The sequence below is a fragment of the Flavobacterium eburneipallidum genome (assembly GCF_027111355.2).
Taxonomy (GTDB): Bacteria; Bacteroidota; Bacteroidia; order Flavobacteriales; family Flavobacteriaceae; genus Flavobacterium; species Flavobacterium eburneipallidum.
Window position 1 is genome coordinate 2,475,082 of record NZ_CP114291.2, and the last position, 22,924, is coordinate 2,498,005.

The window sequence follows — 22,924 nt, forward strand, 5'->3', positions numbered from 1 at the left end:
TAGATTAAACGCAAAATCATACCGCAGATTTGCAGATTTTTACTGTATAATTCAGAAAAAATTAACGCAGATTTTTGAATTAGTGAAATAAAACAGCACTATATTTATTTTTAAAATCTGCGAATCTGCGGTGGAATTTTAAAAGCGAATGCCGTGCTTATTAACATTTAACTTTTTTGCTTAATTTTGCAGAATGGTTAAAGTAATACTTATCGGTTCTGGAAATGTTGCTCAACATTTGATTAAGGCTTTCGCCAAAAGCGAAAAAATCGATGTCATACAAGCATTTTCAAGACAAAAACAAGCCCTCACTCACCTAGTCGATGCTGATAAAATTACCAACAATTTCAAAGATTTGACAGAAGCTGATTTGTACATCATAGCCGTTTCTGACGATGCTATTGCTGAAGTTTCATCCCAATTGCCTTTCGAAAATCGTTTGGTGGTGCATACTTCAGGAAGTGTTTCTTTAGACGCTTTGGACAAAAAAAACAGAAACGGAATTTTCTATCCTTTACAAACTTTTTCGAAAAAGGCAGATGTCGATTTTAGTCAAATTCCACTTTGTTTGGAATGCGAAAATGAAACCGATTTTGAATTATTGAAAAATCTAGCCGAAATAATTTCAGATAAAGTATATGAAATCAATTCCGAACAGCGGAAAGCATTGCACGTTTCGGCCGTTTTTGTAAATAATTTTGTGAATCATCTGTATCAAATGGGAAATAAAATCTGTACAGAAAATAATGTTCCTTTTGAGATTTTGAAACCTTTAATTCAGGAAACAGCAAATAAAATCATGACCCTTTCGCCAAACGAAGCACAAACTGGTCCAGCGATTCGAAATGACAAACAAACCATTGCCAGTCATTTGGATTTTTTATTAGACGAAAATCAAAAAAACATCTATCAAATACTAACACAATCTATACAAAATAATGGCAAAAAGCTATAAAGAAATAATGAACGACATCACGACTTTTGTATTCGATGTTGATGGCGTACTTACGGATGGTTCCGTTTTTGTAACCAATGAAGGTGAAATGCTTCGAACCATGAATATTCGTGATGGTTTTGCGTTGAAAGTGGCTGTAGAAAGCGGTTATAACATTTGCATAATTTCGGGAGGAAGTAACGAAGGTGTTCGCATTCGATTGAAAAATCTAGGAATAATAAATATTCACTTGGGTTCGCCAGATAAGGTAAAAACCTTTAAAGCATACACCCAAATAAATAATATCAATGCCGAACAAGTTCTCTATATGGGCGACGATATTCCGGATTATAATGTGATGCAATTGGTTGGATTGCCTAGTTGTCCTCAAGATGCTTGTCCAGAAATCAAGACTATTTCCCGTTACATTTCGCACATAAATGGCGGAAAAGGTGCTGTTCGTGATGTGATCGAACAAGTAATGCGAGTGCAAGGAAAATGGAATACCTATTTTGATGGAAAACTAGATTAGTATTCAGTGGTCAGTAATCAGATTGCAGATTGTGTACTTCCAAAAAAATTAACCTTGCTGAAACAATCTAAAATCTAAATTCAGAAATCTAAAATTGCTTGCAAAAACAATCTAAACTCATAAATCTAAAATTAAATTTAAAATGATAAAAACAGTAATTTTTGATATGGATGGCGTAATCGTTGATACGGAACCCGTTCACAGTTATGCTTATTTTCAACATTTTGCCGAATTAAACATTGATGTTTCCAAGGATATGTTCACTACATTTATGGGAAATTCGACCCGAAATACGTTTCAAAAACTAAAAAATTTATTCCCAATAGAACAAGAAGTTGAAGATTTGATTCAAAGAAAACGAACCATTTTTAACGATGCTTTTGACAATAAAGAAGATTTGTATTTAATTGAAGGTGTTGAAAAATTAATTCAGGATTTGCACAGCAATGGAATGCAATTAATTTTAGCTTCATCGGCAGCAAAAGTAACAATTGACAGAGTTTTCAAGCGATTCAATTTACACCAATATTTCACTCATATTGTGAGCGGAGAAGATTTTCCTAATTCAAAACCCGATCCAGCTATTTTTGAATATGCTGCTAGTTTGTCTGTAGCTCCAAAAGAAAACTGCATCATTATAGAAGACAGTACTAACGGTGTAAAAGCAGCAAAAGCAGCAGGGATTTTTTGTGTGGGTTATAACAGTGTCAATTCTAAATTGCAAGATATATCAATGGCAGATGTTAAAATCAATAATTTTGACGAATTGAATTTTGAAATAATCTCAAATTACTAACTTCAATTAGCTAATAATTAACACTTTTTGATTCTTTGAATTTGTAATTTTGAAAAAACTAAATTTTATACTATGAAAAAAATAATCTTCCTACTAGCAATGATGATTGCTAACTATGTGACAGAAGCCCAAGTAAAAACACCGCAAGCGAGTCCGAAATCGACTTTAATACAAGTGGTAGGTTTGACTAATGTAGAAGTTGTTTATTCCAGACCTAGTGCTAGAGGTCGTGATGTATTCAATAATTTAGTGCCCTTTGGCAAATTATGGAGAACTGGCGCTAATGAAAACACCACAGTTTCATTTAGCGATGATGTTACAATTGATGGCAAAATCTTACCAAAAGGAAAATATGCTTTATACACCAATCCAAGGGCTGATAACTGGGAGGTCTATTTTTACACAGCTACAGATAATTGGGGAACACCACAAACTTGGGATGAATCTAAAATTGCTTTGAAAACAACAGTAAAATCTCAACATTTAGATAAATTTGTAGAAAGTTTTACTATTGGAATTGATAATTTAGATAACAATTTTGCTAATCTAGAATTGTCTTGGGAAAACACTATTGCTAGTATAAAATTTGAAGTTCCAACCCAAAAAATTGCAACGGCAAGTATCGAAAAAGCATTGGCAGGACCGACAGCAGCTGATTATTATGCCTCTTCACAATACCTATTTCAATCGAATGGTGATTTAGCTAAATCATTGACTTATATCGACAAATCATTGGAAATGAGCAAAGAAAAACCTTTTTATTACTATCGCCTGAAATCATTAATTCAAGCTAAAAAAGGAGACAAACAAGGAGCAATCGAAACTGCAAAAATCTCGTTAGCTGGTGCCGAAGCTGCCAAAAATCAAGATTATATCAAAATGAATAAAGACAGTATTGCCGATTGGAGCAAGAAATAATAGGTATCAATATTAACCAAAAATCCCGTTTTGATTCATTTTTCAAAACGGGATTTTTTTATGCTTCTTGAAATTCATTTTTGCTGAAAAGAGTAAACTGCATGAGGATAGACAAAACTATAGTCAACAATGCTCCAATGAAATTGAGCCATAAATAGCCTAATTTTTCTTCGCCACTTGGATAGATAAAAATGAAAAAATAATAAATAATAAAAATGGTTATTTGACTAATTACCGCACTATAAAATATTGCTTTTGCTTGAACGTACTTGATATAAAATCCAACCAAAAAAATCCCCAAAACCGTTCCATAAAAAACAGATCCAACAATGTTTACTAATTGAATCAGGTTTTCGAACAAAGTTCCAATACTGGCAAAAAGTATAGCTACCACTCCCCAAAACAAGGTAAAAAACTTGGTTACATTTACGTAATGCCGTTCTGATTTTTCTTCTTTTACATTTCGTTTATAAATATCAATCGCAGAAGTTGATGCCAAGGCGTTCAATCCAGAAGCTGTAGAAGACATGGCAGCTGAAATAATTACCGCTAATAATAAACCTATCAATCCTTTAGGTAAATAGTGCAGAATAAAATGAAAAAAAACATAATCTTTATCATTAGTTTCACTATTACTGTCTGCTTTTTGAATAATTTCTTTAGCACGATCTCTCAAATCTTTTTCTCTACTGGATAACGCAACTAATTCTTTTCGCAAAATAGGATTATCATAATCCTGATTCAATTGGTCAATGTACAATAAGTTGATTACTTTTTTATCTTCAGACAAAGCATCTAGTTTTTTTTCAAGCGAATGGTATTCGTTTTTAAAAGCTGATTTTTCTATTAAAGCTTTGTTGTTGGGATTAAAATTCAATGGAACTGGATTGAACTGAAAAAACACAAAAACCATCACTCCTGTAAGCAAGATAAAAAACTGCATGGGTACTTTAAGTAAGCCATTCATTATCAATCCCATTTGGCTTTCACGAACTGATTTTCCAGATAAATAGCGTCCTACCTGCGATTGATCGGTACCAAAATAAGCCAATGCCAAGAAAAAACCGCCCGTAATTCCGCTCCAAAAAGTATATTTCTCTTCTGGATCAAACGAAAAATCTACAATATCCATTTTGTCATTTGCCCCAGCAATATGCAAAGCGTTACTAAAAGTCATATCGTTAGGCAAATAATACAAAATCAAAAAGAATGTGATAAACATACCTGACATAATCACAAACATTTGCTGTTTTTGGGTCACGTTGACCGCTTTGGTTCCTCCCGAAAAAGTGTAAATGATTACCAAAACTCCAATCACAATATTCATGATGGTAAGATTCCAACCCAATAATGCCGACAAAATAATCGCTGGCGCATAAATCGTCAATCCGGTTCCTAAACCTCTTTGTACTAAAAATAAAATGGCTGCTAGAGAACGGGTTTTTAAATCAAATCGTTTTTCGAGGTATTCGTAAGCGGTAAAAACTCGGTATTTGTGATACAAAGGAATAAAGGTCAAACAAATAACCACCATAGCCATGGGCAAACCAAAATAGAATTGTAGAAATCCCATTCCGTCGTGATAAGCCTGTCCTGGAGTGGAAAGAAAAGTAATCGCACTGGCTTGTGTCGCCATAACCGAAAGTCCCACAGTGTACCAAGGTGTTTCGTTGCTTCCGAGGATGTAATCTTCTACATTCTTGCTTCCTTGCGTTTTCCAAACACCATAAATCACTATAAATAGCAAGGTAATAATTAGAACAATCCAATCGAATAATTGCATAATTTTAGGAGTAAAGTTGCATTAAAAAAACAAAAATCAAAATGTAAATGGCATTGGCTACTAAAACCCAAGTGTAGCTTTTTTTCCAATTATAAACTTTTTTAATATTCATAGCTTTTTGTTTTATTAAAGACTAAAGCAATCGCATCAATAAGTTGAACACGAGCTGTGCAAATTTACACGAAAAAATAGGTTTTCAAGTTGCACTAATTATTAAAATCATCATAAATTGTATATTGAAGTACAAATCAATTTTTCAACGAAATCATATTTGCCATTAATTTGTAAGCACCCAAAACGCCTTCGGGTAATTCCCTAAAGAAGCTTAAACCAGTATAAATATAATATCCATTTCCATAAGGAGCTAACAACAAAGCACCATTTTTAGGACTTTCGCCTTTGTCGTTAGAAGATAAAATAGGCACAAAAGCAGCATCAAAATCATTAGGATAATACAATCCTTGTTCTTGTTTCCAACCCTTAAAATCTTTTGCTGTAATTTTATTTGGCGAATTCAAAACTCGGTGATCAGGAGCCAAAAATCGAACTTCAGCATTTTCTTCTGTTACTCTATCTCCAGAAAGTTTCAACGGAAATGGAGCAATATTTTCAGTTATTAATTCTTTTGGTGTGTTGTATTGCACCAGCATTGTCTTACCACTTTTAACAAAATCAAAAAGGATAGTTTGCTTATTTGCTAACTCTTTGATAGTGTTATAGGCACGAACTCCTGTCATTACTACATCAAAATTAAGCAATTTTTCAGGGGTAATTTCTTTAGGATTTAACAGCGTGACTTTATACCCCATTTGCTTCAAACTATTCGGAACTTCATCGCCTGCTCCCATGATGTATGCAATTCTCTCATTATTCGTTTTCAAATCCAAACGAATAAATTTTGATTCTGAAAATTTTAGCACTTGCTGGTTCGAAATATGATCGTAGTCGATAATAATTTGGTCTTGGTCATAGCGTTTGCCATCCACAATAGCCACACTTTTGGCGATTGCTTCCTCTTCCGAATCTGGAGGTGTCACTTCAAAATGAACGTTTTTTTGATGTCCTTTTTTATCCAAACTAAAAGGAATTGATTTGGGCGAAACTATCCAATTTTCAGGTAATTCGAGTTGTAATTCTCCTTTTACAGCATCTTTTCCCGCTTTAATTTTTACAGTAATTCTTTTCTTTTTAGTATTCGTAAAAAGCAATACTTTATCGGAAATACTGGTTGTTGCCGCAGGAATAATATCCAAATAATTGTACATCTCTCCTTTTACATTGTCGTTGTATTTGTAAACCACAGTGCGCTCAAACGGGATTTCAACTCCATTAATAAGAATAGTAAAAACGACTTTTACCTCTCGAATAATGTCTGGAATTCCAATATTTTTTTGATCCGAAACACTATACATCCCATCCGTTCCTTTTTCTTTTAACCAATACGGTTGGCTGTAATCTAAAGTTGTTGGCAATTCTATATCAAGATTTATATTTTGAAGTAGATTATTCTTTAAATCCAAATGCTGTGGAATACTTTTAGATTCTGGCAAAATCGTTAGGTTAACCAAATTCATTGCAACTGCACTTCTATTTATGGCTTCGATTTTTAGTTTCAAAATACTAGCCGGAACTGCTTCTGGATTTTGTGATACCGCTTCAAGATACAAACCTGCACAAGCAGCAATGGTTTTTTTAATCTCTTCTGATTTGATTGTTTTCCAATGATTTTCTTCTAAAGATTGTATCATTGAATACACTTTTACCAAATTTGGAATACTTGCTGATGGATTGGAAAAGTTAAATTCAGAACTAATTTTAGTTAGTAATTCGCCAATAGACTTCCCTCCTTTTACTCGATTCCAAGACGTATCAATACCTTCAAAAACTGATTTTTTATCTTTTAAAATATCACCATTAATTTGCTCTAAATATTCGGTTTCTTCGCCTCTAACTCCTGTGCTTCCAAAACCTTGCGATTGATGGCGACTGCGACTCAAAGCGGCAATTTCCTGATTAGATTTGCCAATGGCGGCATAATAAACACCTGTTTGCAAATAGATAAAATTCGATTTATCGGCAGTATTAAATTTTTCTTGACTTCCGTAAAACCAAACCGAAGGATTAAAAAACTGACGTTTGGTTTGCCAAGGTTGCACCAAGTTCAATTGTTCTGGAAAAATGTTGGGATCATTCGCTTTATTAAAACTTTCAACACTCAACAATGCAGATGCGGTATGATGTCCGTGCGTATTTCCCGAAGTGCGATGATCGAATCGATTGATAATTACATCGGGTTGAAATTTTCGGATGGCAAAAATAATATCCGCTAGCACTTTTTCTTTATCCCAAATTTCTAATGTTTCGTTTGGATTTTTAGAATAGCCAAAGTCATTGGCACGAGAAAATAATTGTTCGCCACCATCAATTTTTCGGGCTTCGATTAATTCTTGGGTTCTGATAACGCCTAATAATTCTCGGAGTTCAGGTCCAATTAAGTTTTGCCCACCATCGCCACGAGTCAACGACAAATAAGCAGTTCTGGCTTTAATTTCATTCGAAAAATAAGAAATCAATCGGGTATTTTCGTCGTCAGGATGTGCGGCAACATACAATACTGAACCTAAAAAGTTTAGCTTTTGAATTTGATTGTAAATTTCTACCGAATTGGGTTTCTGGAGTTGTTGCGCATTTATGGTTTGAAAACAAAGAAGGAAAATAACAAAATATGAGATTAAAACTTTCTTCATTTTTTAAGGAATTAAATGGGTAAAATAGGAAAAGAAGTGTCTTGAATGTTTCAACAAAAACTAGACCAAATGAAATTAAGTAAGCAAATCTTATCTAAAAAAATTATCACAAATTTTAGCATCATTAAAATTTGTGATAATTTGTATTTAGTTTTTATATTCTATTTTTTACTTGGCAATTCAATGTAATCTTTGAGTCCGCAATCCTTAATTTTCTTAAGGCTTTCAGCAACTGCAAGTGCATTAAAATCAGCACCTTCTAAACCGGTATGAGTATGATCTTTTGGGAAAAATGGTTTCACCGCTTCTTTGCCCAAAGCTTCGTATTTCAAAGCTACAATTTCATTCAAATCGATGTAGAAAGCCTTTTGATTTGCAGCAGCTATTTTAGACCATCCGCCATAAGAATCACTTCTTCTTTCTACTTTATCGTTTGGCCATTCGTTTCTTGGTGTTTGGCTCAAAACAATTGGAATCGCTCCTTTTTCTTTGGCTTCTTTGATAAAGGTCTCCATATACCAGCCAAAAGTATGTACTTTTTCGGTTAAACTATCACGAACTACTTCTTGAGTTTCATTGCCATTTCCTTTCAGAGAACCTCTGAATTTTTCTTTATCCACCGCTCCCGCATCATTATGACCAAATTGAATCATAATGTAATCGCCTGGTTTCAATTGATTTTTAACGGCTTCCCACAACCCTTCTTTCACAAAAGTTCGGGTGCTGCGTCCGCCACGAGCTTTATTGATAACTTCAACTCTCATGGTATCGCAATATTTCGGAAAAGCAACTCCCCAACCCACTGCGTTCGGATTTTTACCATTATCAGCCATCGTAGAATCGCCAATCAAATAGACTTTTTTCTTGGCAGGAAGTGTAATTTTTGGATTTTTAAGAATGCAATTTTTTAAAGAATTATCACTTTTTTTCAATTCGTTGATAATTACCGAAGCCGAAAGCACCGCTCCTTTAGCAGAAGTATGGGTATGATCTCGTTTGTAAAAATAAGTTCCTGTAACTTTGGCTTCGCCCAATTTTTCCATTTCGATAGCCATATTATCGTTCAATTCGATAAAAGTTACCTTTTCTTTTTCGGCAATTTGCTTTGCCCATAAACCATAAGAATGATTATTTCTTGGTACTTTACCTTCCTTCCAATCGTTTCTTGGAATCGATGAACAAATAATTGGAATAGCTCCTTTTGATTTGGCATCACGAACCACTTTCTGGATGTACCAGCCGTAACTGTGAACCACTTCACGCTTTTTGGTCATCATGTTATCGATTTCTTGGGTTTCGTCGCCAATGCCTTTGATAGTTCCTCTAGCACGAAGCGTATCGTTCAAAGGCGCATCATCGTTGTGACCAAATTGAATCATTACATAATCGCCTTTTTTTAATTTTTTATATACTGCTTCCCACAAACCTTTAGACTGAAAAGTACGGCTACTGGTTCCTCCTAAAGCGTGATTTTCTATTCTAACTTTAGTCGTGTCTAAAAACTGACCGATGTAATCACCCCAACCCCAAAGTCCGCCATCGCCTTTACCAGCACCATTTTTCACGGTCGAATCACCTACGGTATAAACAGTGGGTTTCTCTTGTTTTTTGGGTGTAAAATTGAAAAACAAGAACGCTAAACAAAGGATTGAAACTATTTTTATTGACTTCATAATGTATTAAAATCTAAATTTATTTATCTGCTGTAACTCTAAAATCGAACCAAAGATTCATTGTAATTCCATCATCGCCACTTTTGATACGGATATTGGTGGCTTGACTTTCAGGCCCTTGATGCTCTAAAGGTTTGAAATCACGCATCGCTGGAATTTCATACATAAAGGAAATGTCGCCAGCTGGAAAATCAGGTTGTGGATAACTGCCTGGGAAACCATTTTTAGGCAAATCAGGGGTGAATACTCGCAAAAACATATTGTCCGATTCACTAAAAACTTTAAAAGATGATGTGCCTGCTTTTAGGTTTGCTGCATATACATTGGCGTGATAGCCTTTAAATTCTGGGTAAACCAAATTTTCAAAACTTTCTCCTGTAATTGTGGTGTTATAATCTTTCTCCCAAATACCGTAAGTAGTTCCTTTTATTCTGTTTTTCCAAACGTGGTAAGGACCTCTTCCGAACCATTTCATTCCCGTAACTCCTTGTTCTGGAAAGCTAAACGTGATTCCAAAAGCATTGATTTTGTCTTCAAAAGCTGCTCCGTCAAATCCACCATTATTTTCCGAATTTTTCAAAGCGATTAATTCCATTTTGAATCTTCCATCAGGCTCCATAATCCATTTGATAGATGACAAACCTCCAACATACAATACTTTGCAAATCGCTTTGTCGCCTTCTTGAGATACTTGAACTTCTTTCAATTTGGCTTTCATACCAACAGGACGTGGGCCATTGGTCAATGGAATTGTAGTCGTTCCATTAGTAACCGAAAGAATTTCACCTCTTGTTTTATCCAAAGTCACACTGACATCACTTCCTTTTAAAGTTACTTCATTTCCTGACTGAACCGATGTTGCTTTTGTTTTAGTCGTTTTTGCCACTAAAAATTTATTGGCATAAAATGAAGCTTTGTGGATTGGCCAAGTCCAAGTATAAATTTCGTTTCCGTGAATATCATTTGCTGTTATCGACAAAACATCGCCCTCGAAAAAATTAGTTGGAACTGCAAATTTAATCTTTCGAGTTTCTCCAGGTTCTATGCTTGGAATATCAATTTTTCCAGAACCAATTGTTTCAGGAACAGCATTCGTGTAAAGAACTGTATTTTCCGATTTTAGTATTTTGTATTCCATTCTACTGGAATTCAAATTGCTAAAAAGGTAGTCATTGGTAATCAAAAAGGAACCATCAAAACTCTCTACAATTTGTTTTGGTACAAACTGAATAGGTGCCCAAACTTCTTTTACAGTGTAATAGCTACCTTCTTTTTCACGGTGAGGACCTAAAATTCCATCAGCTGCAAGAGAACCTTTGGAGTCAAATTTAGTTTCGCCTTTCCAATCGGAACGAAAAACGGCTTCATCTAACATTGCCCACATAAAACCACCAGCAAACAAAGGGCTCTGTTTATAGCGAGTCCAGAAATCTTCCAAGGCAGCTCCGTGTCCGTTATCATAAGTTCCGTGCATGAATTCGGTTGGGAAAAATACGTTTTCTCCTTGATTGAAACGGTGCATTCCTGTTAGATAGGTTGGATAATGATGTGTATCCCAACCGTTAAAATCCGCCCAAGGATGGATTACGATTCTTTTTTGTGGGTCATTTTCTCCAAAAACTTTATCTACTTCATAATTCCAACCACCTTCGTTTCCGTTATCCCAAATAATTACCGAAGCATGATTGACATCTCGAACAACGGTTTCGGTAACTAATTTTGTGCCTAATTTTGTGTCATACGAGTTTTGCCAACCGGCTAATTCATTCAAAACAAAAATTCCTAACGAGTCGCAAACTTCCAGAAAATGTTCGTCTGGTGGATAATGTCCCCTAACGGCATTCATATTCATGTCTTTTATTAATTTACCGTCTAATTCGCTGATGCGCTTGCTAGTACTACGTCCGCCCTCTGGCCAAAAGGAATGACGATTAATTCCCTTCATGATAATTTTTGTACCATTTACATAAATTCCGTCTTTCTTTTTGAATTCTAAAGTTCTAAAACCAATTCTTTTAGTCACTGTATGGATAGTAGTTCCGTTTTGTTTTAGCACCAATTCTAAATCGTATAAATTTGGTGTTTCGGTGTTCCAAGGTTTTACGTTTTTAAATTGGGTTGCAATGGTTTCTTTAGTGCTTTTGGCTTTTATTGGAAAAGAAAAAGTTTGAAATTTTTCGCCATCCAAACCTTTTAAAGTAGCTTCAACAGTCGCATTTTTGGCAATATTTTTTAAGTTCATATCAATAGTGATTGAACCATCCATTTTTGGATTTACAGCAATATGCTGAATTTGAGTTTTAGGAGAAACTTCTAACCAAACTGGGCGATAAATACCACCAAACAACCACCAATCGGTTTTGCGTTCGGCTGCATTTACACTTTTGTTGCTAGAATGTTTCCAAACGTGAACTTCTAAAACATTTTTTTCTCCGAACTTTAAAAGCGAAGTAATATCATATTTGAATTCGTAAAAACCACCTTGATGAATTTCTCCTGCCAGTTTTCCGTTGACCTTAACTTCGGTATCCGTCATGGCTCCACCAAAAGCAATTACGACATCTTTACCTTTGTAGTTGGCTGGAACTTCAAATTCGAATTTGTATAAACCTTCTTCTTTACTTGGTTCTTTTTGGTTCAGTTCTTTGTACCAACGTCCATAAGTATATTCGCCAAAACCTTCTAATTCCCATTGTGAGGGAACATTAATTTTAGTCCAAACGTTACTTTTATTTCCGCCAGTACAATAAAAATCCCATTGCACAGGATGTTCAAAATCTTTTCCTGATAGATAAACTTTATCTGTTTGTTGTCCAGAACTATTTAATGTCGAAAAAAGAGCAATTGCAGTAATTGCAAAATTTTGTAAAGTATTTTTTAGTTGCATAATTGAGTTGTGATTAGTTTCCGTCAGGTTTTACAATTTCGAAGCGAGTACTCATTGGCAGTGTCCAATTCGAAAAAGAATTCGGTTTAGTTGGATCGTATTGTGGAGTTTCTTTTGAAATTTGCTTTTTTAGTGGAATATCCAATTCACGGATTCCTGTGATAACGCAAAGGGCTACTTCATGCGCTCCAAACATATTAAAATGCGTATTATCTTCTAAAACTTTTACTTGACCTGGAAAAGTGTTTAATGGATAATGTACCAAAGCTTTTTTTGTGGCCTCACTACCCCAAGCTTGATACATTTGAGTCGTCATTTTGGTAACATCAATAAGGACAATATTATTTTTTTTGGCAACTGCTCTCATGGCGTCTGGAAATTCTCCGTGAGTTTCTTTTAAAATTCCGTTTTCGTCAAAAGAACGACGTTGCGTTGGAGTCACTAAAACTGGAATGGCTCCTTTTTCTTTTGCAGCTTGTACAAATTCTGTTAATAAATTGGAGTATAATCCCCAAGCTCCGTTGCCTTCGCCTTTTACTTTTTCGTCATTATGACCAAATTCAACAAACAAATAATCGCCTTTTTTGATTTCTGAAAGAATTTTTTTCAAACGGTTTGTACCTTTAAAAGAACCCAATGAAGAACCTGAATACGCATAATTCGCTACGACTACTTCATTGTTAAAATAGTTGGTTATCGCTTGCCCCCAAGAAGCCCAAGGCTCGACATCTTGATCGGTTACGGTGGAATCTCCCGCTAAATAAACGACTGTAAGATTGTCTTTTTTAGTGATTTTGATACTTTGAATCGCCACTTCTCCTAGAAATTCCAGGGTTAATTTATCATCCCAATTGAAAATTTCTTTTTCTCGGTCTTTCAAACTGATGGAAGTATTAGAATCGATTTTAGGAGTTCTGATATTAACATTAAAAATTTTGGTAATTGTTTGTCCTTTTTGGATAGAAAGTTGATTCACCATTAATCTTCTTGATTCCGCTTTTATAGTGACATTGGAAGCTGTTTCTTTGCTGCCCATCGTTACTTCAATTTGGTAATTTCCTTCAGGAACTTTTACCGAAAAGTACGTTGGTTTTACAATAGAAAAATTATTCGAATTGATTTTTACATTCGCATTTGTATCCCAATCAAAGCCATAACCTGTAGATGAATTGTAAACTAAAGTAGTATTTATTGGGTTTTCTTTCTTTGATTTTGAAGCTGTTCCAAAAGAAAACAATTGCGATTTTTCTTTTTTACTTGTTTGAAGAGAATTCGTTTTTATTGCTGGACTTTCTGGATTTTCGATTATAGAATTTGTACCATTTGCCAAAAAAACAGTAGGCATTGAGATACATAAAGTAGCCAATAATAGGTTTTTGATTGGTGTCAATTTGATGAAATTTATTAGGTTAGATTTTCAAAACTAATAGTTCAGAATTGATATACTGTCCTGTACTATGATGTTAAAAAAACTTTAATACACTAAAATTATGCCAAAAAGACAAAGCATCATTAAAATTTGCTACCTAATATTTTTAATCCTCCAATAAATCGGGACGCCTGTTTTTGGTATGTTCATACGCCATATCTTCTCGCCATTTATCAATTTTGGCAAAATTTCCGCTGGTTAAAACTTCAGGAACTTTCCAACCCTTATAATCTGCTGGTCTGGTATAAATAGGTCCTGATAATAAATTATCCTGAAAACTATCTGTTAAAGCCGAGGTTTCATCACTCAAAACGCCTGGAATCAATCGTATCAAGGAATCGCATAGAACTAAAGCTCCCAATTCTCCTCCGCTCAAAACATAATCGCCAATAGAAATTTCTTTGGTAATAAAATGATCCCGAACCCGTTGATCTACCCCTTTGTAATGTCCACAAAGAATAATGATATTTTCATACATCGACATGGTATTTGCCATTTTTTGGTTCAAGGTTTCCCCATCAGGCGACATATAGATTACTTCGTCGTAGTTTCTTTCACTTTTTAAATGGGTAATACAATCGTCAATGGGCTGAATATTCATAACCATTCCAGCTCCACCACCATAAGGATAATCGTCAACACTTTTTTGTTTGTTGGTCGTATAATCGCGTAAATTATGAAAATGAACTTCTACAATTCCTTTATCTATGGCACGTTTCATCATCGAAGCTTCAAACGGACTTCGCAATAATTCAGGGAGAACGGTAATAATATCTATTCGCATTTTTATGTTTTCTAGGTCGCAAAGGTACAAAGTTTTTTTGCAGAAGAAATTTAGGGTATTCGTTTTTTATATCCCAACTTTATTTTTAATTTTATCCAATAAAAAACTCATACAAAACCACCTCTAATGGCTACATTTAGCAAACAACTCTCTTTTCGTTGGTCAGATTTAGATCCTAACTTTCACTTGCGTCACAGTGCTTATTATGATTTTGGAGCTCAACATCGTGTCGAAATTTTAGCCGAATTAGGATTAACTATTAGAGCCATGCAAGCGGTTCACATTGGTCCTGTATTATTTAGAGAAGAATGTATTTTTAGAAGAGAAATCAACCTTTCGGATGTGATTGTCATGCAAACCAAAATGGCAAAAATGAATACTGATGCTTCTCGTTGGTCTATTGTTCATGAGTTTTACAGAGAAGAAGTTTTGTGTGCTATTATTACTGTAGATGGTGCTTGGATGGATACCAAACTTCGAAAACTAGCCAGTCCTACTCCACAAATTGTTACAAATGCCTTGAGTATATTCCCAAAGACAACTGATTTTACAAACTTATAATCAAACAGAACTATGTTTACAATTACACAAATAAAAGAAGCCCATTCTAAAGTTAAATCAGGTGCTGAATTTCCTGCTTATATTCAAGATTTAATACAACTCGGCGTTCAAGGCTATGAGATTTTTGTCAATGATGGTCATGAAGAATATTTTGGCAACGCTAATTATCGAGTAGTAGCAACTGAAACTTATCCTAGTATTACTATTGCACCATCAGCAAACAAAGAGCGTTTTATTGAATTTCTAGTGATGCACCAAGACGGGCAAACGGATTACCTTACTTTTTGTAATCATGCAGCACAATGCGGTATTGCTAAATGGAGTGTAAATATTATCGAAATGACTTGTACTTATTTTGATTTATCTGATGCAGCAATTTTAATCGAAAAAATACCTGTTTAAAACTCCTGAATCTAACTTTAATCTATTTTTTAAAATTTGAAATTCCTATTTTAAGCCAAGTTTCATATTCTTCAACTCCAACATAACTAATTGTTGGTTTTTCTTGATTCAAGCTATTGCCTTCCAAATCCGTTAAAACGTATAAAGGTTGTGTATTAGTTTTGTATTTAGAAATCATAAAATCTGTCCATTTATCACCAACCGTTTCTATGGTTTCGCCTGTAGATTTAGAAACAAATTGTTCGCTTTTAGGCAAATCCCTTTTGTCGTCAACATATAGTGAAATCAAAACTACATCATTTTTTAGAATGGATAAAATGCGTTTGTCAGACCAAACATTATTCTCCATTTTTCTACAATTGACACAAGCATATCCTGTAAAATCCAACATAATGGGTTTGTTGACTGTTTTGGCATAAGCCAATCCTTTGTCGTAATCTTCAAAAACTACTATTTGATGCGGGCCTAATTTGGCGCCTTCTGGCAAAACTTCTGCCGAAGTACTACTTCCTGAACGCCCCAATCCTAATGGACTTTCGCTATATTCCATTGGTGGCGGAAATGCGTTAATTAATTTTAATGGCGCGCCCCAAAGTCCTGGAATCATATAAATTGTAAAAGTTAAAGTCACTAATCCTAAACACAATCTTCCCACCGAAATATGTGGCAATGGACTATCATGTGGTAAAGTAATTTTTCCAAATAAATAAAAGGCTAAAGCTCCAAAAATAGCAATCCAAATCGACAAGAAAACTTCTCTTTCTAACAAATGCAATTGCAAAACCAAATCAGCATTTGACAAGAATTTGAATGCTAAAGCTAATTCTAGAAACCCTAAAACAACTTTAACCGTATTTAACCATCCACCAGATTTTGGTAAAGAATTCAACCAACCTGGGAACATTGCAAAAAGCATAAAAGGCAAGGCTAATGCCAATGAAAAACCTAACATTCCGACCACTGGAGCAATTCCACCTTTGGAAGCAGCTTCAACTAATAATGTTCCAACAATTGGTCCTGTACATGAAAATGAAACAATTGCCAAAGCCAAAGCCATAAACAAAATCCCAATAAATCCGCCTCTATCTGCTTGTGAATCGACTTTATTAGCCCAAGAATTAGGTAACATAATTTCAAAAGCTCCTAAAAATGAAACCGCAAAAACGACTAATAAAATAAAGAAAATTAGATTAAACCAGACATTTGTTGATAAAGCATTTAGAGCATCGGCACCAAAAATTCCTGTTACTAATAGTCCCAAAATTACATAAATCGCAATAATTGAAATCCCATAAATGATAGCATTTCTAACTCCTGCAGCCTTATTTTTTGATTGTTTGGTGAAAAAGCTAACCGTCATTGGAATCATAGGAAACACACATGGCGTCAACAAAGCTGCAAATCCTGACAGGAAAGCGATGAAAAAAATGGTCCACAATCCTTTTTGAGTTTCAGGTTTGGAAGCATCTGTTTTTACTTCTTCTAAAGGTGTTTTTGACTCCTCAATTTTTACTGGTTTCGCAGGAATTACTTTTTCTTTTATGGTATCAACGGTAACAATTTCTGTTACTGATTTTGAAATAGCAGGAAGTTTAAAACTGAAATTTTTCTCCTGATTGATGCAAACTTCTTTACAAACTTGATAATTTAAGTCCGCTTCTATTTTTGACAGTTTTCCATTTAGTATCGAAATTTCTTGTTGGATTTGAACTTTCTTTTCAAAAAAAGTTTCATTTACCTCAAAAACATCATTGTAAGCTGTTCTAGTTTTGCTTTCTTTAGCTTTGCCAATTAAACTAAAATTCCCTTTCTGATTTTTGAAAATCACTTCCAATGCTAGTGGCCCACCATCGGGAGTAAATTGAGAATACATGTGCCAACCATCCTCGATTACTCCATTAAAAGTAAGCACATAATTAGTTTCTGATTTTTTTTCAATTTGAGTAGTCCATTTTATAGGGTCTAAAATTTGTGCATTTCCATTGGCGAAAGCCAAAAAAGTTAAGAGTAAAAGAATATATTTCTTCATTATTCCAATTGTATTTTAAGTATATTTTGAGTTGAATCCGTTACTCTAAAACGTTCGTCTTGTCGAATACCAACAATCCAAACTATTTGATTATTAGAAACTAAAATCCAAGTTTTTTCTTTTTCAATCAATGATAATTTTTCGTCTTTGAAAAATTTGCTCACTTTTTTTGATTTTCCTTCCATTCCGAAAGGTTGAAAAACATCACCTTCTTGCCATGGTCGCAAAACCAATGGAAACTGCAGTTTGTTTTCGTCCACAAATATAGTCGAATTGGAAACTAAACTAATGTCGGCTACTTTACTAAACGCAAGTTTTAAGGGAATCTTAACTTCTGTTTGGTTTTTATTAATAAAATAGACTTCCTCTACACGCTCTTCATTTATTGGACTTAAGATTAAAAAATCTCTGTTTTTGAGTAATCGAAATTCAGGTGAAAAAACTTGTTTACCTGATTGCCCAGCAACCAAATCATAAATATCGTCCCAAGCAGAAAACCCAAATTCATTAAGCCATTGGTACAAATAGGATTTATAATTGGGTAACTTTTTCAGCTGATTCAAATCGAAATAAATGTCCTCTCCTTTTTCTTTTGCCACTTGCTGATAGACCATAATTGCTGCATCTTCGACCATAGTTTGTACTTCCTGCAAATAGGTTTGGGTTTTATAAAAAGAAGCCAAAAAATCAGGATTCAGCTCTTTTAAAACAGGAACCAAATCGTGTCTGATTTTATTTCGCAAATATTTATCCGAAGCATTGCTACTGTCTTCTCGCCAATCGATGTTATTTTCTTTAGCATATTGGGCGATTTCTGAACGAGAAAAAATCAAAAGTGGTCGAATAACATTCTCATTTTGCGCTGGAATTCCCGTCAAACCATCCAAACCTGTTCCTCTAGCTAGATTAATCAAAAAAGTTTCCAGATTATCATCAGCGTGATGAGCCGTGAGAATATAATCGTATTTCTCGGTTTCTAATAATTCGTAAAACCAATTGTAGCGTAATTCTCGAGCGGCAACTTGGGTCGAAAGTTTATAATCTTTGGCGAAAGCTTCGGTGTCAAATTGGGTTAAAAACAATTCGATATTATTAGCTTCAGCATAATTTTGAACAAATTTTTGATCGCCAAAACTCTCCAGTCCTCGTAATTGAAAATTGCAATGTGCCATCGCAATATCAAACGAAAGTTGATGCAACAAATCAACCATTACCATACTATCTAATCCTCCACTGGTAGCCAAAAGGAGTTTTTTATTATTCAAAAAAGGAAAATTTGTATCGATATGATTTTGAAGTATATTCTTCATCTTAATTTTTTATTTTATTTCGTACCACGAAAGAACATCGGCTGCGGTTCTTTTCTCGTTTTCTAAACCTGCATAAACCAAGGTTTTGGATTTTACATTCTCTTTTGCCAAAGTTTCGAAATAGGTAATTCCTTTGAATAAATCGTGCATAATAGTCTTGGTCGATTTGATTTCGATAACATTATAATTGAAATCATCTTGACGAATTAAATCTACTTCGTGTCCTGATGCGTCTCGCCAAAACCAAAATTCGTCATAATTATTTTGATGATAATTTTGTTTTGCATACTCTGAAACAATCATATTTTCGAACAAATTGCCTTTGAAAGCATTTTCAATAATTTGATTTTCGTCTTTTATTTTCAACAAATGACAAAGTAATCCTGTATCATAAAAATATAACTTCGGAGTTTTTATAATTCGCTTGTTAAAATTATTATGCAAAGGTTGCAACAAAAACACAATATAACTACTTTCTAATGCTGATAACCAAGCTTTTGCAGTAGGTTGCGAAATACCACAATCAATGGCTAGATTATTCAGATTCAACAAATGTCCAGCACGAGCGGCACATAAACCCAAAAACATTCGGAACGAACGTATGTTTTGTATATTGACCAAATCGGTAATATCTCGCTCCACATAAGTTTGAATATAACTATTATAAAAGTTTTTAGACGGAATATTTCTATCATAAATTGCTGGATAAAAACCTTTCAACATGGCTTTTATATAATCTTTATCCAATAAGTTTTTGGATTTAAGTTCGTTAAAATCTAACGGAAATAATTTAAAAATAGCCACACGACCTGCCAAACTTTGAGTAATACTTTTCATTAAATGAAAATTTTGCGAACCCGAAAGAATGTATTGCCCCATTATTTTGTCGTTATCTACTTTAGTTTGCAAATACGAAAACAATTCAGGAGCCCGTTGTGCTTCGTCGAAAATGCAAAACTTATCATATCTTTCGAAGAATCCTTTAGGGTCTTTAGCTAAAAAATTTCTAGCATCAATATTCTCTAAACTCAAGTATTCATACTCCGGAAAACTCTCTCTTAACATCGTAGTTTTTCCAGATTGTCTTGGTCCAGAAATAGCAAGAATAGGATACATTTTTATATTCTCGTTAATTGCATTTACTATTTCTCTTTTTATGCCCATAAATTATTGATTATAAGCGCAAATATAAATAAATATTTTGAATTAACAAGACTTAAACTTTGAATTAACAGAAGAAATATTTTGAATTAACATGACTTAAATTTTGAATTAACAAGACTTAAACTTTGAATTAACAGAAGAAATATTTTGAATTAACAAGGATAAATTCAACTTAAAACTTCTCGCATTGCATTGGCTTTCAACAAACACTCTTCGTATTCTTTTTCAGGAATTGATTTTGATGTAATGGCACTTCCTACAGAAAAAGAAACGTATTTATTTTCTTGATTGTATAAAATGCTTCGGATTACAACATTGAAATCGAAATCGCCATTTGGAGTAAAATAACCGACAGCTCCGCTATACAAACCTCTTTTAGTTTCTTCTAATGCTTCAATAATTTTCAAAACCGATATTTTAGGCATTCCTGTCATGCTTCCCATTGGAAAAGTAGCTTTAATGGCATCGACAGCCGTGTATTGACTATCTAATTTTGAAGCGATTGTAGAAATCATTTGATGCACTTGTTCAAATGAATATATTGTGCACAACTCTGTTACATTAACAGAGCCTTTTTGAGCAGTTCGAGACAAATCATTGCGAACCAAATCGGAAACCATAATGTTTTCGGAACGTTCCTTGGGATCGGAAGCCAAATCATTTTTGGACTTTTCGTCTTCTATCGGGTCTTGAAATCGCTTTGCAGTTCCTTTTATCGGTTGCGAAATCAACATTTCACCTTCTTTTCTTAAATACCGTTCTGGCGAAGCAGAAAGCAAAAATTGATGGTTATTTTTGAAATAAACAGCTTGAGGAGCTTTAGAAATTTCGTTAAGCCTTAAATATTTTTCCAATGGATTGATAACTGCATTTGTAGCAAAAAATTCCATACAAAAATTAGCTTCATAAATATCACCTCGATGAATATGGTCTAAAATTTTAGACACTTTGTCTAAATATTTTTCTTTTGAAATGCGTTGTTTAATATCAATCTCTGAAGTCTGAAATATGAAATCTGCAATCTGTAATTGTATTTCCTTAAAGTCGTCCTCTACCTCATCGTCACACATGTTGAGATATTGAATTTCGAGTTGATTTCCTTTGAGCGAAAATACTTTTTTAGGCTGAAAGAAAAACAAATCTGGAAAACCCAAACCATCAAAATTATTGGATTGTAAATGTTCTACATCATTTTTTAAATCGAATGATAAATACCCAAATAGCCAATCTTTTGTAGTTTGTTGGTATTGTTTTAAATCCTCGAAAGCGTTGTGATAATCCGTTTTTATGGAAGTTAAGGCATCAACCGCAAGAATGCAATCGAAACTAGAATAACGTTGTGGATAATCATTACTGTCCAAAAAAACAACTTCACGAAACTGTTGTGACCAAATCAGAAGTTCTTCCTTAAACCGAATAGGATTCGCTATATTTTTTATGATTGATGTTCTCAAAGAATAGTTTTATTTAAAAAACTCAAAATTACGATAAATTTATTTCAAAATTTTTAGTATATTTATAAGACTATTAACCTCTAAAACTGTTTGTTATGAAAATTGCTATCATTATTATTCGTGTTTTAATTGGAGTTTTGTTTCTTTTTACCTCAATTGGCTTCTTCCTAAAACTTTTTCCAGAACCTGAATTCACAGGAAATTTTAAAGCTTTCCAACTAGGTCTTATTGCTTCTAACTATTTAATCCCTTTGGCAAAATCAGTTGAACTCCTTTGCGGATTAGCATTTGTGACCAATCGGTACGTAACATTGGCGAACATTCTAATACTTCCAGTAACGGTAAACATTCTATTTATCAATTTCTTTTTGAGTCCCGAAGGAATTCCACTAGCTTTATTTGTATTTTTTGGCAACTTATTCTTGATTTATAGCCATTGGAAAAACTATAAAGGCTTGTTTGTAGCATAATTTTTTTTTCAAACCATCAGAAAACTGATGGTTTTTTTTCATATAAAATATACCTTTGATAGATAATAATTATCGAAAACCAATTACTATGTGTCATTCAAAAAAAACATAGAAAAAAAACTAAAAAAAACTGAATTACAATAACTTAATATAGAAAAATCAACTTGAACACATTTTTAGAGTAATATCAAAGAAAAAGAATTGGTTATTTTACAAGATATTAAAAAAACGAAAAAACTATTGACTAAATCCTCTTTTTAGTTTAAATCACAACAAATGAATCAAAACTTACAAAAAAAATTTCCGTCATTTTCAACCCCACTTATAGAAGACATCAGCGCTAACGCCATCGAGCAATCTTTTAATGCAGGTCATGTTCTTATGAAAACGGGGCAGTATATAAAAAATACCGTGTTAGTTTTAAATGGCAGTATCAAAATTTACCGTGAAGATGAAGATGGAGGTGAGTTTTTAATGTATTATTTACAATCAGGACAAGCCTGTGCAATTTCTATGATATGTGCTACCAAAAGTGAAAAAAGTCAAATCATGGCTAAAGTGGTTGAAGATGTCGAATTAATCATGATTCCATTACCATTGATGGACAAATGGATGATGCAACATCGTAGTTGGTATGAATTTGTTATCGATACCTATCGTAGCCGATTTGAAGAAGTACTAGAAGTAATCAATAGTATTGCTTTTAAAGCCATGGACGAACGTTTAGAATTTTATTTAAAGCGTAATCAAAAAGCTTGTGGTTGCAGTGATTTGAATTTATCACACCAAGAAATTGCCACAGAGTTAAATACCTCAAGAGAAGTTATTTCACGATTACTCAAAAAATTAGAACAACGAGGTGATTTAAAATTGCATCGAAATCATATTGAACTTTTGAAATAAATCAACTAATTATAAAAAGAAGTTATGTGATTTATACCTTGACTGTTGGCATTTCAATTGTTATATTTGTGATATGGAAAATAGTAACAGAATTTACCTTTAAAAATATTTTTTGATTTATTACTATTACAATTCTACCACGATGCAT

The 22,924-nt window shown here is 33.8% G+C and carries 18 protein-coding genes; 8 read left to right on the forward strand and 10 right to left on the reverse strand.

Going from position 1 to position 22,924, the window contains the following annotated elements; genetic code table 11:
* Positions 1–193: 193 nt before the first annotated feature.
* The 4 genes from OZP15_RS10430 (at position 194) to OZP15_RS10445 (ending at position 3,180) form a co-directional block, all read left to right on the forward strand.
* Entirely contained in the window at positions 194–955 is a 762-nt protein-coding gene (locus tag OZP15_RS10430) for a Rossmann-like and DUF2520 domain-containing protein (RefSeq protein WP_269225386.1), read from the forward strand.
* Complete coding sequence (locus tag OZP15_RS10435; RefSeq protein WP_269225387.1) at positions 939–1,466, forward strand: KdsC family phosphatase; 528 nt, start codon at positions 939–941, stop codon at positions 1,464–1,466. The genes OZP15_RS10430 and OZP15_RS10435 overlap by 17 nt, the downstream gene beginning before the upstream one ends.
* A 142-nt stretch (positions 1,467–1,608) precedes the next feature.
* Positions 1,609–2,262 (forward strand): HAD family hydrolase, encoded by a 654-nt coding sequence (locus OZP15_RS10440; RefSeq protein ID WP_281336049.1) that lies wholly within the window; start codon positions 1,609–1,611, stop codon positions 2,260–2,262.
* A gap of 72 nt (positions 2,263–2,334) precedes the next feature.
* Complete coding sequence (locus tag OZP15_RS10445; protein ID WP_281336050.1) at positions 2,335–3,180, forward strand: DUF2911 domain-containing protein; 846 nt, start codon at positions 2,335–2,337, stop codon at positions 3,178–3,180.
* A 58-nt stretch (positions 3,181–3,238) separates the two neighbouring features.
* Here the strand turns inward: OZP15_RS10445 and OZP15_RS10450 are convergent, their stop codons facing one another.
* From OZP15_RS10450 to trmD, 6 genes are all read right to left on the reverse strand, one after another.
* Positions 3,239–4,963: a sodium:solute symporter family protein gene (locus OZP15_RS10450; RefSeq protein ID WP_269225388.1), complete on the reverse strand. Its 1,725-nt coding sequence runs from the start codon at positions 4,961–4,963 to the stop codon at positions 3,239–3,241.
* A gap of 248 nt (positions 4,964–5,211) precedes the next feature.
* On the reverse strand, positions 5,212–7,710 hold the full coding sequence (locus tag OZP15_RS10455; RefSeq protein ID WP_281336051.1) for a PIG-L family deacetylase: 2,499 nt from the start codon (positions 7,708–7,710) through the stop codon (positions 5,212–5,214).
* Between the two features lie 161 nt (positions 7,711–7,871).
* Entirely contained in the window at positions 7,872–9,383 is a 1,512-nt protein-coding gene (locus OZP15_RS10460) for a rhamnogalacturonan acetylesterase (protein WP_281336052.1), read from the reverse strand.
* Between the two features lie 19 nt (positions 9,384–9,402).
* Positions 9,403–12,270: a glycoside hydrolase family 2 protein gene (locus tag OZP15_RS10465; protein ID WP_281336053.1), complete on the reverse strand. Its 2,868-nt coding sequence runs from the start codon at positions 12,268–12,270 to the stop codon at positions 9,403–9,405.
* 13 nt (positions 12,271–12,283) lie between these two features.
* Positions 12,284–13,660 carry a rhamnogalacturonan acetylesterase gene (locus OZP15_RS10470; protein WP_281336054.1) on the reverse strand — a complete coding sequence of 459 codons (1,377 nt, stop codon included), beginning with the start codon at positions 13,658–13,660 and terminating at the stop codon, positions 12,284–12,286.
* Positions 13,661–13,805: 145 nt separating this feature from the next.
* On the reverse strand, positions 13,806–14,483 hold the full coding sequence (trmD, locus tag OZP15_RS10475) for a tRNA (guanosine(37)-N1)-methyltransferase TrmD (RefSeq protein ID WP_281336055.1): 678 nt from the start codon (positions 14,481–14,483) through the stop codon (positions 13,806–13,808).
* Positions 14,484–14,609: 126 nt separating this feature from the next.
* On the opposite strand from trmD, the gene OZP15_RS10480 reads away from it, so the two are divergent.
* Positions 14,610–15,044 (forward strand): acyl-CoA thioesterase, encoded by a 435-nt coding sequence (locus OZP15_RS10480; protein WP_281336056.1) that lies wholly within the window; start codon positions 14,610–14,612, stop codon positions 15,042–15,044.
* A 12-nt stretch (positions 15,045–15,056) separates the two neighbouring features.
* Positions 15,057–15,446 (forward strand): DUF1398 domain-containing protein, encoded by a 390-nt coding sequence (locus OZP15_RS10485; protein WP_269225399.1) that lies wholly within the window; start codon positions 15,057–15,059, stop codon positions 15,444–15,446.
* A 22-nt stretch (positions 15,447–15,468) separates the two neighbouring features.
* Here OZP15_RS10485 and OZP15_RS10490 read toward each other — a convergent pair whose 3' ends face one another.
* The 4 genes from OZP15_RS10490 to OZP15_RS10505 form a co-directional block, all read right to left on the reverse strand.
* Complete coding sequence (locus tag OZP15_RS10490; protein ID WP_281336057.1) at positions 15,469–17,475, reverse strand: protein-disulfide reductase DsbD family protein; 2,007 nt, start codon at positions 17,473–17,475, stop codon at positions 15,469–15,471.
* A complete protein-coding gene (tilS, locus tag OZP15_RS10495) occupies positions 17,475–18,785 on the reverse strand; it encodes a tRNA lysidine(34) synthetase TilS (RefSeq protein ID WP_281336058.1) in 1,311 nt (436 codons plus the stop codon). Before tilS ends, OZP15_RS10490 begins: the two co-directional genes overlap by 1 nt.
* Before the next feature lie 9 nt (positions 18,786–18,794).
* The gene (locus tag OZP15_RS10500; RefSeq protein ID WP_281336059.1) at positions 18,795–19,949 is read right to left on the reverse strand and encodes an ATP-binding protein; all 1,155 of its coding nucleotides are present in this window, start codon (positions 19,947–19,949) and stop codon (positions 18,795–18,797) included.
* A 167-nt stretch (positions 19,950–20,116) separates the two neighbouring features.
* On the reverse strand, positions 20,117–21,403 hold the full coding sequence (locus OZP15_RS10505; RefSeq protein ID WP_269225401.1) for an anthranilate synthase component I family protein: 1,287 nt from the start codon (positions 21,401–21,403) through the stop codon (positions 20,117–20,119).
* Positions 21,404–21,498: 95 nt separating this feature from the next.
* Between OZP15_RS10505 and OZP15_RS10510 the strand changes: the two genes are divergently transcribed.
* Positions 21,499–21,873, forward strand: a complete 375-nt coding sequence (locus OZP15_RS10510; protein WP_269225402.1) for a DoxX family membrane protein — start codon at positions 21,499–21,501, stop codon at positions 21,871–21,873.
* Positions 21,874–22,149: 276 nt separating this feature from the next.
* Positions 22,150–22,776, forward strand: coding sequence for a Crp/Fnr family transcriptional regulator (locus OZP15_RS10515; RefSeq protein WP_281336060.1), 627 nt, complete (start codon positions 22,150–22,152; stop codon positions 22,774–22,776).
* The last annotated feature ends 148 nt before the right edge of the window (positions 22,777–22,924 follow it).

What these genes read in the sequence shown, in the direction of transcription:
- OZP15_RS10450 (WP_269225388.1), bottom strand. Translation starts at nt 4,963, where the DNA reads ATGCAATTATTCGATTGGATTGTTCTAATTATTACCTTGCTATTTATA.
- OZP15_RS10490 (WP_281336057.1), bottom strand. Translation starts at nt 17,475, where the DNA reads ATGAAGAAATATATTCTTTTACTCTTAACTTTTTTGGCTTTCGCCAAT.
- OZP15_RS10435 (WP_269225387.1), top strand. Translation starts at nt 939, where the DNA reads ATGGCAAAAAGCTATAAAGAAATAATGAACGACATCACGACTTTTGTA.
- OZP15_RS10465 (WP_281336053.1), bottom strand. Translation starts at nt 12,270, where the DNA reads ATGCAACTAAAAAATACTTTACAAAATTTTGCAATTACTGCAATTGCT.
- tilS (WP_281336058.1), bottom strand. Translation starts at nt 18,785, where the DNA reads ATGAAGAATATACTTCAAAATCATATCGATACAAATTTTCCTTTTTTG.
- OZP15_RS10485 (WP_269225399.1), top strand. Translation starts at nt 15,057, where the DNA reads ATGTTTACAATTACACAAATAAAAGAAGCCCATTCTAAAGTTAAATCA.
- trmD (WP_281336055.1), bottom strand. Translation starts at nt 14,483, where the DNA reads ATGCGAATAGATATTATTACCGTTCTCCCTGAATTATTGCGAAGTCCG.
- OZP15_RS10440 (WP_281336049.1), top strand. Translation starts at nt 1,609, where the DNA reads ATGATAAAAACAGTAATTTTTGATATGGATGGCGTAATCGTTGATACG.
- OZP15_RS10460 (WP_281336052.1), bottom strand. Translation starts at nt 9,383, where the DNA reads ATGAAGTCAATAAAAATAGTTTCAATCCTTTGTTTAGCGTTCTTGTTT.
- OZP15_RS10480 (WP_281336056.1), top strand. Translation starts at nt 14,610, where the DNA reads ATGGCTACATTTAGCAAACAACTCTCTTTTCGTTGGTCAGATTTAGAT.
- OZP15_RS10510 (WP_269225402.1), top strand. Translation starts at nt 21,499, where the DNA reads ATGAAAATTGCTATCATTATTATTCGTGTTTTAATTGGAGTTTTGTTT.
- OZP15_RS10515 (WP_281336060.1), top strand. Translation starts at nt 22,150, where the DNA reads ATGAATCAAAACTTACAAAAAAAATTTCCGTCATTTTCAACCCCACTT.
- OZP15_RS10430 (WP_269225386.1), top strand. Translation starts at nt 194, where the DNA reads ATGGTTAAAGTAATACTTATCGGTTCTGGAAATGTTGCTCAACATTTG.
- OZP15_RS10455 (WP_281336051.1), bottom strand. Translation starts at nt 7,710, where the DNA reads ATGAAGAAAGTTTTAATCTCATATTTTGTTATTTTCCTTCTTTGTTTT.
- OZP15_RS10500 (WP_281336059.1), bottom strand. Translation starts at nt 19,949, where the DNA reads ATGGGCATAAAAAGAGAAATAGTAAATGCAATTAACGAGAATATAAAA.
- OZP15_RS10445 (WP_281336050.1), top strand. Translation starts at nt 2,335, where the DNA reads ATGAAAAAAATAATCTTCCTACTAGCAATGATGATTGCTAACTATGTG.